This is a genomic window from Nonomuraea sp. NPDC048892 (assembly GCF_040649735.1).
In the GTDB taxonomy this organism is placed as follows: Bacteria; Actinomycetota; Actinomycetes; order Streptosporangiales; family Streptosporangiaceae; genus Nonomuraea; species Nonomuraea maheshkhaliensis.
The window spans coordinates 927,033-941,155 of record NZ_JBEZFZ010000002.1 but is presented as its reverse complement, the minus strand read 5'-3'; the positions used below and the strand labels follow the sequence as shown (position 1 = coordinate 941,155).

The window sequence follows — 14,123 nt, the reverse complement described above, 5'->3', positions numbered from 1 at the left end:
CCGATGCCGGGCGGGGTGACATCGTAGGGGCGCGGCAGGCAGACTACTGTCATGCGGACCCCTGCCGTGGCGGTGTTGTCGGCTCTGACCCTGGCGGCGCTCGCCGCGTGCGCTCCGGCCGCCGCGCCGCCACCGGCGTCCTCCTCCCCCTCGGCGTCACCTCCCGGGCTGCTCAGGCAGACGGAGGACCAGATCGCCCGCACGTCGGCGAGCCTGCGGCGGCTGGACGACATGCCGCTGTACGAGATGACCTACCACGGCTCCTACAACGCCGAGGCGCCGCTCACGGACGAGGAGCTGGCCAGGCGCGGCGACGGCTGGGCGTGCTCGCTGTTCCACCGCCCGGGCGAGTTCGGCAGGAACTTCGACTGGGATCCCAACCCGGCCATGGTCATCCACTCCGACCCGCCCGACGGCTACGCCTCGCTCTCCGTGGCCGACGTCTCCTACCTGTTCCCGCCGGGGGCCAAGCCCGACCTGAACACCGCCCAGGACCGGCGGCGGCTGGCGCACGCGGTGCTGACCCCGTTCGACGGCATGAACGAGAAGGGGCTGGCCGTCGGCCTGGCCCAGGCGCCCGACGCGGAGCTGCCCGCGCGCACGCCGGGCCGCGCCGTGGTGAGCGGCGTGCGGATCATCCGGCTGATGCTCGACCGGGCCGCGACCGTGCCCGAGGCGATCGAGCTGATGCGCCGCTACGACCTCGACTTCACCGGCGGCCCGCAGCTCCACTATCTGATCGCCGACCGTGAGGGCAGGTCCGCGGTCGTCGAGTACGCCGACGGGCGCATGAACGTCATCGACGACCGCTACCTCACCAACATCACGATGACCGGCGCCGACCGGGACACCAAGCTGACCGACCGCCGTTACCGGCTGCTCGCCGAGGGCGCGGGCACGGACGCGATGAAGCTGCTCGAACGGGTCGCCCAGTACCACACCCGGTGGTCGATCGTGTACGACCAGGAGAGCCTGACCGCCGAGATCGTGACGGCGCAGCGGTGGAAGCGCGTGCGCGACTTACGCCTTTCCACGGGCGGCTGATCCGGCTCCACGGGCGAGTGATCCGGCGCGGCCGTCCGGGCCGATCAACGGGTACGCCGCATTACCCGTACCATGATCCGCCACTCGTTCATTTCCCTTCCGCGCATCACCCCGGAACGGTCATCAGGAAATGAATTAATGAATTCTTTTCCGGGTGAATAAGCGGACAATGCCATGGCGGGCGCCCGAGCAGGCCCGCACACACCCCCAACCTCGCACGTCGAGCCGGAGTTTCGGGGCGACCTGAGCGCGGGTTAGGGAGACTCGACAATCGGACCGTCCGATATGTGAAGAGTTTCACCGTAGCTTGACAAGCGATCCGACAAAGTTGTGCAGAGCCTAGTGGATGGCCGTGCGCGGCGGGCCGGCCGGGGACGGCTCTAACTCCACTGCTCCGAGCCTGTTTCGAGTCGTTGTCAAGGAACGACAGCAGGCGACGCCGCACTTCGGCAGCCACTGCCCTACCCCTCGGGCGATTGCCGATGATCGTACAAACCCGGACAAACCCCGCTAAACGACGGGTCGAACCACTATGGGCCGGTTTCGGATGCCCGAATTCCGGTTACGGACACACTGCGGGTCGCCCATCTATCATCGGGTGTCCGGCGCTGCAAGAGGTCGTCAGGGTTCAATTTCCTTGACCTCCGTCAGGCACCCAGAACCGCTTATCGCGCCGTTGACTCCTTCCGGCAACATCGATATAAGAGTTAATGTCGTGCAACGGCGTGAGATCACACGCTATGTCAGGACTGTAGGCAATCTCCCTATTTCGATGTTGTTTCGAGGCATTGTCCAGGAGCGCCGTAACATGGCGGTTGACGACCTCTGTATTCAGCGACGAATCATCCCTTCGACCTCCTCATCCGGCCCGCGCGTGTCGCGGACGGTCGCTCCCCTCAGGGGAGGTGCTGGGCGATTAGCGGCCAGCTAGCCGCGGCGGCGCAGGATCCGCACCCCATGGATCCCGGCACCGTACGCACCCTGTTCTGTCTGCCGTACGCGGGAGGAGGAGCCGGCGCCTACACCGGGCTCCTGCGCGCGCTCTCCGCGGTCCCCGGACTTCCCGGACTCACCGTGGTCCCCGTTCAGCTTCCCGGCCGGGAGAACCGCATCGCCGAGCCGCCCGCTTTCACGATCGCCGAGGTCGCCGACGAGGTGGCGCCCGCCACGCACGAGCCGTACGCCCTGTACGGCCACAGCATGGGCGCCCGGCTGGCCTTCGAGGTGGTCAGGGAGCTGCGCCGGCGCGGCCTGCGCGGCCCGTCGCGGCTCTACGTCGGCGGGGCGCATCCGCCGGATCGCCGGGTGCCGCTGGCCGCCGCCGTGGACCTGCCTGACGACGCCTTCATCGACCAGCTCATCCGCAGGTCGGGCGCGCTGCCGGAGCTCAAGCACCTGCCGGAGCTGCGGGAGCTGATGATGCCCGTGCTGCGCTCGGACTTCACCTGGATCAAGAACTACTCGTTCGTCCCCGAGCCCGCGATCGACTGCCCCGTCGTGGCCTTCACCGGGCTGGACGACGGAGAGGTCGGCGCGACCGACATGCTCGGCTGGGCCCGCCACACCACCGCCGGCTTCCGCCTGCGCACCCTGCGCGGCGGCCACCTGTTCGTCAAGGACCGCCCGGCCGAACTGGCCTCACTCATCGCCGCCGATCTGACGACCGAGCCCGCCGGACCCGCGTCGAACGTGCACGCTCTGCCCGAGCCGGACGAGATCCACCTCTGGCTGGGGCAGGCCGCCGGGCATGCCGAGGTCCTGCGCCGTTACGCCGGCCGGGCCGCGACCGGTCTGAGCCACGCCGACGGCCTGACCTTGGTGGGCGCCGTGGACGGGGCCGGGATCGGGGTGTCGCTGCTGCGCACGCTTGACGGCGGCGGCCCGGACAACGTTCCGGACCAGGCGTGCGCGGGCCAGGCGAACCCCTACCAAGTGAGCGCGGGCCAAACGAGCCCAAATCAGGCGAACGCAAGCCAGGCGAACGCAAGCCAGATGACCGCAGGCCAGATGAGCCCGTACCAGGTGAGCGCGGACAAGGTGAGCGGGGACAAGGTGAGCGGGGATGAGCTGAGCAAGGACGAGCGCGAGCAGATCGAGGACGCCGCCGAGGAGGACCGGGGGTGGCTGGCGCTGCGCGCCGTCACGGCGAAGCGGGCGCTGATGGCCGCCGACGGCCGCGGAGCCGATCCCACCCGCGTCGGCTTCCCCGACCTGGCCGATCCCGGGCCCTGGCGGGCCCAGTCTGATCCGGGGTGCGATCCGGGGCTGGACCGGCTGGCCCGGTGGCAGGTCGTGCACCTGCCGCTGCACACCTCACGGGGAGAGGCGCTGGGAGCGGTCGCCGTATCGCACGACAGGGTGCGGCTGAGATTCGACATGCCGGCAGCGGAGCAGGCAGGGTAACGGGGGGACACAGGGTGATCAAGAGGGCGCTTCTTCATGACCTCGTCCTGGCGCAGGCCGGCCGCACGCCCGACGCGACCGCCGTGCGGCAGGGGGATCGCGATCTGACCTACCGCGAGCTGGTCACGGCGGCGGCGGAGCTGGCCCACCGGCTGCGCGCTCTCGGGGCCGGGCCCGAGGTCAGGATCGGCATCTGCCATCGCCGTACGCCCGACCTGCTGGTGTGCGTGCTCGGCGTGCTCATGTCCGGGGGCGCGTACGTGCCGCTGGACCCCTCGCACCCGCGCCGGCGGCTCGCCGGGATCATCGAGGACGCCGGCATCACCACGGTCATTGCGGACGAGACGGGCACCGACCTCCTCACGGGACTCCCCATCCGGCTGGAAACCCCGCCCCGCCCGGCCACCGAACCACCCATGGACATCGCAGCGCCCGAGCCGGGTCCGCCGCCCGGTGCGGCGGCCTATGTGCTCTACACCTCCGGTTCGACCGGGCGGCCCAAGGGGGTCGTGGTGAGTCACGCCTCGGCGGTGGCGTTCGTGACGATGGCGGGCGAGGTGTTCGGGCTCGACGCCGGGTGCCGGTCCATCGGGTTCGCCGCGCTCGGGTTCGACGTGTCGGTGCTGGACGTGTTCGCCCCGCTGGCCCGTGGCGGGTCCGTGATGTTCATCCCCGACGAGGCCAGGGTCGATCCCGTGCTGCTCCAGCGCTTCCTGGAACAGCACCAGGTCACCTGGGGCACGATCCCGCCCGCCCTGCTCCCCCTGCTGGAGCCGGAGCGGCTGCCGTGGCTGCGCGATCTGCTCACGGCGGGCGAGCCGGCCGGGCCCGAGCAGGTGGCCCGGTGGGCGACGGGCGGGCGGCGCTTTCACAACTGGTACGGCCCCACCGAGACCACGGTGTGCGTCGTCGGCACCGAACTTGAGGGCGTCTGGGACCGGCCGCTGCCGATCGGGTTCGCGCTGCCCGGCTGCCGGGCGTACATCCTGGACGACCTGCTCCGCCCGTGCCCGCCCGGCACGCCGGGAGAGCTGTGCATCGGCGGCCCGCAGCTCGCGCGCGGCTACCTGGACCGGCCTGGGCTGTCGGCGGAGCGGTTCGTGCCGGACCCGTACGGCGAGCCGGGTGCGCGCATGTACCGCACCGGGGACCAGGTCGTGCTGGAGGACGACGGCCGCATCGGCTTCATCGGGCGGCTGGACCGGCAGGTCAAGGTACAGGGCCAGCGGGTCGAGATCGGCGAGGTGGAGGCGGTGCTGCGTGCGCTGCCCGGGGTGCGGCAGGCGGTGGCGGACGTGGCGGACGGCCCGGCCGGGCTGAAGGAGCTGACCGCCTACCTGACGCCGCAGGATGCGCCGGGCATCGACGGCGTGCGGGCCCACTGCCTGGAGAGCATGCCCGCGTACATGGTGCCGACCCGGGTGGTCCGGCTGCCCGTGCTGCCGCTGACGGCGGCCGGCAAGGTCGACGTGTCCGCCCTGCGCGCCCGCCGCGCCGCGCCGCCGCAGGAGGTGCGCTCACGGCAATGGGCCGCGAACGAGACCGAACGCGGCGTCGCGGCGGCCTGGGCCGAGGCGTTCGGCACCGGGGAGCCGGGACCGGAGGACGACTTCCTGGCCTGCGGCGGCCACTCCCTGGTCGCCATGCGCCTGAGCGCGCTGCTGCGCACCGGGCTGGGCAGGGAGATCGGGGTCGGCGACGTGCTCGCTGGCCGTACCGTGGCCGGCATCGCCCGCCTGGCCGCGCTCGCCCCGCCGGTGCGGGACGAGCCGCCGGCGGGTGCGGCCCCGACAGCGCTGTCGGCGGTGCAGCGGCGGATGTGGTTCGTGGAACGGCTCGCGCCCGGCACGCCCGCGCACAACATCGCGATGGCGCAGCGCCTGTCGGGGCCGCTGGACGTCGAAGCCCTGCGCGCCGCGCTAGCGGTGGTGGCCGAGCGGCACGAGGTGCTGCGCTGGCGTGTCCCGCAGTCGGACGGGGTGCCGTCCGTCGCCGTGTCGCCGCCCGGCCCGGTGCCGCTGCCGGTGGAGGACGTGCGCGAGGAGCAGGTGGGCGAGCGACTGGAGGCCGAGGCCCGGCTGCCCTTCGACCTGGCGGCGGGGCCGCTGTGGCGGGCCCGGCTGCTGCGGATCGCCGACGGGGAGCACGTGCTCGCCATCACGGCGCACCACCTCGTCTTCGACGGCTGGTCGCAGCGGGTGCTCTACGACGACCTCGGGCGCGCCTACCGCCGGGCGGCGCTGCCGCCGCTGCGCACGTCGTTCGGCGGGTACGTGGCCTTCCTCGACGGGCGGGACAAGGAGGCGAGCCTGGAGTGGTGGCGGGACCACCTGGAGGGCGCGCCCAGCGTGCTCGACCTGCCCCGCGACCATCCGCGCCCGGCCGTACAGACGTTCGAGGGGGCCGGCGCCTCCGCCGAGGCCGACGCCTCCGTCAGTGACGGGGTCCGCGCGCTGGCCGCCCGCCTGGGCGGGACGCCGTACGCGGTGATGCTGACGGCCTTCGGGCAGGTGCTGCGGCGGCTGACCGGGCAGCACGACCTGATCGTCGGGGCGCCGGTCGCCGACCGCCGCGACCCGTCCTTCCACCCGCTGACCGGCTGCCTGGTGCAGGTGCTGCCGGTACGGCTGCGCGTCGACGACGCCGGGAGCTTCGCGGCGCACGTGACGCGCTGCCAGGAGACGTTGTCCGGCGCGCTCGCGCATCTGGACGTGCACCTGGAACGGCTGGTCGACCGGCTCGGCCCCGGCCGCGACCTGTCCAGGAACCCGCTGGTGCAGGTGCTGTTCAACATGTACGACTTCGCCGAGCCGCGCCTGGACCTGCCCGGCATCACGGCCGTCCCGCTGCCGCCGGGGCTGCCGGGCGCGCTGTTCGACCTGACCCTGTACGTCGGGGAACGGGACGGCCGGTACGTGCTGCAGGCCGTCTACAACCCGCGGCTCTTCCGGGCGGAGCGGATCGAGGAACTGCTGGCCGGCTACCTCCAGATCCTCGGCGACCTGGTCACCGCTCCTGAACGGCCGGTCATGAAGGCGTCCTTGCGTTCGCGCGGTCCGCGCCGATCGAACCTGCCCGACGGCACCGCCCCACTGCCCGCCTGGGACGGACCCGGCGTGGTCGAACGCGTCCTCGCCCAGGCCGTTCCCATACGGCCCGGCGACGAGCGGGTGGCCGTGGCCGACGGTGAGCGCGTGGCGGTGGTCGGCAGTGAGCGGGTGGCGGTGGCCGGGGAGGACGGCGCGCTGAGCTATGCCGAGCTGGTGCGGCTCGCGGAGGCGACCGGTGCCGCTGTGTCCGCGGCGGTGCATCCGGGCGACGCGGTGGCGATCCTGGCCGCCCGCACGTGCGAACTGCCTGCCCTGATGCTCGGCGTCCTGGGCGCCGGGGCCCGCTGGGCCGTGCTCGACTCAGCCTTACCGCCCGCCCGCCTGGCCGCCCAGGCCCGCTCGGCCGGCGCCCGCGCGCTGATCGCCTGCCCCGGCGTGCCGGTTCCCGCCGAGCTGGCCTGGCTCCCCCAGCCGACCCCGCTCCCCGAACCGGCCGCACACACCCAGCCGGCCGCGCAAACCGGACCGGCCGCACAGCCGGCCCCGGCCGGTCCCGACGGGGACGCGCCGTTCCCGGTGGTGTTCGGGCGGCGTGGGTATCTGTCGTTCACCTCCGGCACCACCGGTGAGCCGAAGCCGGTGCGGGCCGCCGAGCGGCCGCTGGCCCGCTTCCTCACCTGGTACGCCGCCGAGTTCGGGCTGACCGCGGACGACCGGTTCGCGCTGCTGGCAGGGTTGGCGCACGACCCGCTGCTCAGGGACGTCTTCACCCCGCTGACCCTGGGTGCGACGCTGCACGTGCCGGACCAGGAGCGGGTGCGGGACCCGGCGCGGCTGGCGGCGTGGCTGCGTGAGCGGGCCGTCACGGTGGCGCACCTGACCCCGCAGCTGGCCACGCTGATCGCCGCCGCCGGGGTGGAGCTGCCTGATCTGCGGCTGGTGTTGTTCGGCGGGGACCGGCTGACCTACGCCGAGGCGGCCAGGTTCGCGGTGGTGGCGCCGAAGGCCCGGCTGGTCAACACGTACGGCACCACCGAGACCCCGCAGGCGCAGGCCGTCTGCGAGATCACCGGCCCGGTGCCGGGCACCGGCGACCCGGTCCCGCTCGGCCACGGCGTGGATGGGGCGGAGCTGCTGGTGCTCGACGCGAACGGCTCCCCCGCGGCGGTGGGGGAACTGGGCGAGGTGGTGATCAGGAGCCGGCGGCTGGCGGAGGCGTACCTGGACGACGAGCTCACCCGCCAGCGCTTCACCCGCGACCCGGACGACGACCCGAGCGGCGCGACGAACGGTGAGACGAACAACGGGCCGGGCGGCGCGACGGACAACGGGCCGGGCGGCAAGGCGAGCGAGACGCGCCGCTACCGGACCGGCGACCTGGGCCGTCACGACCCGGACGGCCGCGTGGTGCCGGCTGGCCGGGCGGACGGGCAGGTGAAGATCCGGGGTCACCGGGTCGAGCTCGGCGAGGTCGAGGCGGCCCTGGCCGCGCACCCCGGTGTCGTGGCCGCCGCCGTCCGAGCGGCCGAGCAGCCAGGGGGCCGGGTGCTGCACGCGTACGCGGTTCCGGAGAGCGCGGCCGTCCAGGCGGGTGAGCTGCGCCGCCATCTCGCGGCCCGCCTGCCCGACTACGCCGTCCCCGCCGAACTGGTGCTCCTCCCGGCGCTGCCGCTGACGCCGAACGGCAAGGTGGACCGGGCCGCGCTGCCACCACCACCCCAGCGGGCCGCGGCCGGGCCGGGGCAGGAGCCGTCCACCGCGACCGAGCGCCTGGTCGCGGGCGTGTGGCGGGAGGTGCTCGGCCTGCCGCGGGTCTCCGCCGACGCGAACTTCTTCGAGATCGGCGGGCATTCGCTCGCCACCGCTCAGGTCCAGGCCCGCCTCGCCGCCGCGCTCGGGCGTGAGGTGCCGATCGTGGACCTGTTCCGCTTCCCCACCGTACGCACGCTCGCGGCGCACCTCGACGGCGAGCGGCGCACCGCCGGATCGGAGCGCGCCGCCCGGCGGGTCGCGGCGCGCCGGGCACGACCCTCAACTCGGCCTCACCGGGCCAGACGGGAGAGTAAGGAATGACCGCTGCGCTGAACCACGAGGAAGAGGGGTCCGGGGTCGAGCCGATCGCGGTCGTCGGCCTGGCCTGCCGTCTGCCCGGCGCCGAGGACGTGCCGGCCTTCTGGCGCAACCTGGTCGGGGGCGTGGAGTCGGTGCGCTTCTACACGCGGGAGGAGCAGGAGGCGCTCGGCGTTCCCGACTACCTGCTGGACGATCCGACGTTCGTGCCCGCGTGCTCGATCGCGGAGGGCTACGGCGCTCTCGACGCGGCCTTCTTCGGCATGTCGCCGCGTGAGGCGGAGCTGCGTGACCCGCAGCAGCGGATGTTCCTGGAGCTGGCCAGCACCGCGCTGGACGACGCCGGGTACGATCCCGCGCGCTACGCCGGGGAGATCGGGGTCTACGGGGCGATCGGCTCGGATGAGTACCAATGGCTGTATATCCGGCCGAACAAGAAGGTGTTCGCGTCGGTGGGGAACCTCGCCGTCTACACCGGCAACCACCCCGACTACCTGGCCACGATGGTGTCGTACAAGCTGGACCTGCGCGGCCCCAGCCTGACCCTGCACACCGCCTGCTCCTCCTCGCTCGTCGCCCTGCACGTGGCGTGCGAGGCGCTGCGCACCGGCGAGTGCGACATGGCGCTGACCGGCGGCGCCTCGCTGGAGCTGCCCGCCGAGTGGGGGTACCAGTACCACCAGGACGGCATCTACTCGCCCGACGGGCACTGCCGCGCGTTCGACGCCTCGGCGGCCGGCACGATCTGGGGCGGGGGCGGCGGCATGGCCGTGCTGAAGCGGCTGTCGGACGCCGTCGCCGACGGCGACCACATCCGCGCGGTGGTGATCGGCAACGCGATCAACAACGACGGCGCCACCAAGATGGGCTTCTCCGCGCCGAGCGCCGAGGGCCAGGCGGCGGCGGTCTCGCAGGCGCTGGGCGTCGCCCAGATCGACCCGCGTACGGTCACGTACGTCGAGGCGCACGGCACCGGCACCTCGCTGGGCGACCCGATCGAGGTGGCGGCGCTGTCCAGCGTGCTGGGCGCCGGCACGGACGAGGCGGGCTGGTGCGGCCTCGGCTCGGTCAAGACCAACATCGGCCACCTGGGCCCGGCCGCCGGCATCGCGGGGTTCATCAAGACGGTGCTCGCGGTGGAGCACGGCATGATCCCGCCGAGCCTCAACTACGAGTCGCCGAACCCGCGCATCGACTTCGGCACGAACCCCTTCAAAGTCGTCTCGTCGCTGACCAAGTGGGAGACGAACGGCTTCCCGCGCCGCGCGGGCGTCAGCTCCTTCGGCATCGGCGGCACGAACGCGCACGTGCTGGTCGAGCAGGCGCCGCCCGCGCCGCTGCCGACCGCCCAGCCGCGTGACGCGCACCTGCTGCTGCTGTCGGCCCGTACGTCGTCGGCGCTGGACGCCGCCGTGTCCCGGCTGGCCGGGCACCTGGAGGGCGGGGAGGCCGATCTCGCGGACGTGGCCCACACGCTGCGGGCGGGACGGCGGACGTACGCGCACCGGGCCGCCGTGGTGGCCACCGACGCGGCCGACGCGGTCGCGGCGCTGACCACCCCGCGCCGGCTGGTCAAGGGCAAGGCGGGCACGCCCAAGGTGGCCTGGCTGTTCTCCGGCCAGGGCGCGCAGTACGCGGGCATGGGCGCGCAGCTCTACCGCACGGAGCCGGTCTTCGCCGCCGCGGTCGACGAGTGCGCCGCGATCCTGCACGAGGAGCTGGGCCTGGACCTGCGCACCCTGCTCTTTCCCCCCGATGACGGCCGCGACGACGAGCGCGAGGCGGCCGACGAGCGGCTGCGGCAGACGGCAATCACCCAGCCGGCCCTGTTCACGGTGGAGTGGGCGCTGGCCCGCCTGTGGCGCTCGTGGGGCGTGGAGCCGGCCGCGATGATCGGGCACAGCATCGGCGAGTACGTGGCCGCGACCGTTGCCGGCGTCTTCTCCCTGCCCGACGCGCTGCGCCTGGTGGCCGCCAGAGGCCGGCTCATGCAGAGCATGCCGCCCGGCGCGATGCTGGCCCTGCGCCGCGATCACGAGGAGGTGCGCGCGGACCTGCCGGAGGGGCTGTCGATCGCCACCGTGAACGGCCCCGGCACCTGCGTGGTCGCCGGCCCGGGCGAGCTGATCGCCGCCTACGCGGCCCGGCTGGGCGAGAGCGGGATCCAGACCACCGCGCTGCGCACCTCGCACGCCTTCCACTCGGCGATGATGGACCCGATCCTGGGCGACTTCCACGCGGCCGTCGCGGCGGCGGCCAGGAACGCGCCGAGCCTGCCGTTCCTGTCGAACGTCACCGGCGGCTGGATCACCGCCGAGCAGGCCGTGGACCCCGCCTACTGGACGCGCCACCTGCGTGAGGCGGTCAGGTTCGGCGACTGCGTGGCGACGCTGGCCGCCGAGGGCGAGTGGCGGCTGGTGGAGTGCGGCCCGGGCCGCCAGCTCGCCGGCCTGGCCAGGACCCAGCTGCCCAGGACCGCGCCGCGCCCGCTGACCAGCCTGCCAGGACCCGCCGACGGCAAGACCGACCTGGAGGTCCTGTACGCGACGGCCGGTGCCCTGTGGACGGCGGGCGTGCCGCTGGACACCGACGTGCTGGCCGAGCCGGGCCGCCGGGTGCCGCTGCCCGCCTACCCGTACGAGCGGGCCGAGCACTGGGTGCACACCGACTTCGATCCCGAGCTGGTCTTCACCCGGCCGCCGCGCGCGGGCGCGCTGCCGCTGGAGGAGTGGTTCTCGGTGCCGGCCTGGCGGCAGGCGCCCGTCACCCCGGCCGGGCGGGGCGCGCTGGCCGGCGTGCGCTGCCTGGTGTTCGCCGGGCCCGCCGCCGAGCCCCTGCTGGACGGGCTGCGCACGGCGGGGGCCGACACTGTCCGGGTGGTCCCGGGCAGCGCGTACGGCACCGCCCCCGACGGCACGATCACCGTCCGCCCGGCCGCCCGCGACGACTACGAGGCGCTGCTGGCCGCGACCGGTGTGCCGGAGCGCGTCATTCACGCCTGGGCGCTGGACGGCGACCCGGCGAGCACGCCCGGTGAGGCCGTCGCGGCCCAGGAGCTCGGCTTCCACAGCCTGCTGGCCCTGGTGCAGGCGCTGGCCGGGGCCGAGCGGGAGGCCGGGGTGCGGCTCGACGTCGTGACCGCGGGCACGCAGGGCGTGACCGGCCAGGACGTGCACAGGCCCGAGCACGCCACGGTCGCCGGGTTCACCGGCGTGGTCCCGCTGGAGGCGCGCTGGCTGACGGCCCGCCATCTCGACCTGGAGCCGGGCCCGTACCGGCCGGGCCCCTACCTGGACCGGGTGCTGGCCGAGCTGGCCGCGGAACCGGACGAGCCGGACGAGGGCGTGCCGCCGTCGCCCGTCGCGCTGCGCGCCGGCCGCCGCTGGGTGCGCGGCTTCGAGCCGGTGCCGCTGCCGCCGCAGGACGACCCGCTGCGTCGGCACGGCGTGTACGTGATCACCGGCGGGCTCGGTGGCATCGGGCTCACCCTGGCCGAGGACCTGGCCCAGCGCGTCCAGGCCAGGCTGGTCCTGCTCGGGCGTACAGGCCTGCCCCCGAGGGACGAATGGGACACGCTCGACGGGGCGCCGGAGCGGGTGCGGCGGGCCGTGGCGGCCGTGCGCCGGATGGAGCGGGCGGGCGCCGAGGTGATCGTGCTGTCCGCCGACGTGACCGATCCCGGGTCGCTGCGCCGGGTCAGGGAGGAGGCGCTGACCCGGTTCGGCCGGGTGGACGGCGTCCTGCACGCGGCTGGGGTCCCCGGCGGCGGCATGGCCGAGGTCAAGGAGCGCCGCGCGGCCGACGACGTCATGGCCCCCAAGATCGCCGGCACGCTGGCGCTGCGCGAGGTGTTCGGCGACCTGCCGCTCGACTTCGTGCTGCTCTGCTCCTCGGTGACCGCCGTCGCTGGCGGGTTCGGCCAGGTCGACTACTGCGGGGCCAACGCCTTCATGGACGCGTACGCGCACGTCTGGCCGGGCCGGGTCCTGTCGGTGAACTGGGGGGCGTGGCTGGAGGTCGGCATGGCCGCCGAGGTCGCCGCCCCGGTGGCGTTCCGCGCCCTGCAGCGCGGCGACCGGGTGACCCGGCTGGAGCACCCCGTGCTCAGCCACCGGCACGAGAGCGCCGGCCGCCGCCCCTGGTACGCCGCGACGCTGTCGCCCGCGACGCACTGGGTCCTGGACGAGCACCGGGTGGCCGGGGTGCCGGTGCTGCCCGGCACCGGCTACCTGGAGACGGCCCGGGCCGCGTTCGAGGCGGCGGTGCCGCGCCCTGGCCCCGAGCACGTGATCGAGCTGCGTGACGTCGCCTTCGTCGCGCCGCTGACGGTCGCCGAGGGGGCGAGTGCCGAGCTGCGGGTGCTGCTCACCCCGGCGGGCGACGGCGTGGACTTCGAGGTGGTCAGCGTCACCGGCGGTGAGCCGGCCCAGCACGCCCGTGGCTCGGCGGCCTGGGTGCTCGCGGAGACGGGCGCGGGCGAGCCCGCCGGCGGGCTGGCCGGGGCGCGGGCCCGCTGCGTGCACGGCGGCGGCCGGGCCGATCTGTTCGCCTCGGCGTCCGGGCTGGTCACGTTCGGGCCGCGGTGGAGCAGCCTGCGCGACGTGCGGCTCGGCCAGGACGAGCAGCTGGCCCAGCTGGAGGCGGGGCCACTGGTGGCCGCCGAGCTGGGCGCGCTGCCGCTGCATCCGGCGCTGCTGGACGAGGCGACCGCGTTCATCGCCGTCTCGGGCGAGCACAGCTTCCTGCCGCTCGGCTACGGCCGCGTCACCGTGCGCGGCCCGCTGCCCGCCACGCTGTGGAGCCACGCCCGTCTGCGTGACACCGGCGGCGGCGAGGTGCTGGCCGCCGACCTCGTCCTGTATGACGACGCCGGCGAGCCGGTGGTGAGCATCACCGACTTCGTGCTGCGGCGCGTCGACCGGGACGCGATGACCCGCACCGTCGGCGAGGAGGCCAGGCAGAGCGCCGAGGAGGTGGCGGTGAAGGAGGAGTCCGCGACCGCGGGCGTCGCCCTGGACCTCGACGGGGCCAGACGCGGCATCGCGCCGGCGGACGGCGCCGAGGCGTTCCGCCGCCTGCTCGCCGCCGACCTGGGCGTCCAGGTCGTGGTGAACGCCACCGCGCTGCCCGAGTTCGTGGCCGGGGTGCGCGAGCTGACCCAGGACACGGTGGCCGGCGACCTGGCCGCCGCCTCGGCCGCCGGGCAGGGCGAGACGGACGACGAGGATCACGTCGCCCCGCGCACCGAGCTGGAGGGCGTGCTCGCCGGTCTGTGGGGCGAGGTGCTCGGCGCCCGCCGGGTCAGCGTCGAGCAGGACTTCTTCGAGCTGGGCGGCAACTCGCTGGTGGCGGTCCAGCTGATCGCGCTGATCAGGAAGAAGGTCGGCGTCCGGCTGCCCATGCGCAGCCTCTTCCAGGTGCCCACCGTGGCCGGGATGGCCGCGCTGGTGGAGGAGCTGCGCGGCCAGGACGCCCAGTCACAGTCGCAAGCCCAATCACAGGCACAGGCACAGGCAACGACGATCACCCGGCTGCCCCGGGAGGAAAGGCGCTGAC

General features: G+C 74.1%; 4 protein-coding genes. All 4 read left to right on the top strand.

Annotated features, from left to right (window positions below):
• Nucleotides 1-51: 51 nt before the first annotated feature.
• Entirely contained in the window at nucleotides 52-1,044 is a 993-nt protein-coding gene (locus AB0C28_RS09625) for a linear amide C-N hydrolase (RefSeq protein ID WP_357842993.1), read from the top strand.
• 957 nt (nucleotides 1,045-2,001) lie between these two features.
• Nucleotides 2,002-3,447 (top strand): thioesterase domain-containing protein, encoded by a 1,446-nt coding sequence (locus AB0C28_RS09620; protein ID WP_358073574.1) that lies wholly within the window; start codon nucleotides 2,002-2,004, stop codon nucleotides 3,445-3,447.
• Nucleotides 3,448-3,461: 14 nt separating this feature from the next.
• Nucleotides 3,462-8,570 (top strand): amino acid adenylation domain-containing protein, encoded by a 5,109-nt coding sequence (locus AB0C28_RS09615; protein WP_358073573.1) that lies wholly within the window; start codon nucleotides 3,462-3,464, stop codon nucleotides 8,568-8,570.
• On the top strand, nucleotides 8,567-14,122 hold the full coding sequence (locus tag AB0C28_RS09610) for an SDR family NAD(P)-dependent oxidoreductase (protein ID WP_358073572.1): 5,556 nt from the start codon (nucleotides 8,567-8,569) through the stop codon (nucleotides 14,120-14,122). The genes AB0C28_RS09615 and AB0C28_RS09610 overlap by 4 nt, the downstream gene beginning before the upstream one ends.
• Nucleotide 14,123: the final 1 nt, after the last annotated feature.

Coding starts and splice junctions, on each gene's coding strand:
- AB0C28_RS09625 (WP_357842993.1), top strand. CDS start 52: ATGCGGACCCCTGCCGTGGCGGTGTTGTCGGCTCTGACCCTGGCGGCG.
- AB0C28_RS09610 (WP_358073572.1), top strand. CDS start 8,567: ATGACCGCTGCGCTGAACCACGAGGAAGAGGGGTCCGGGGTCGAGCCG.
- AB0C28_RS09620 (WP_358073574.1), top strand. CDS start 2,002: ATGGATCCCGGCACCGTACGCACCCTGTTCTGTCTGCCGTACGCGGGA.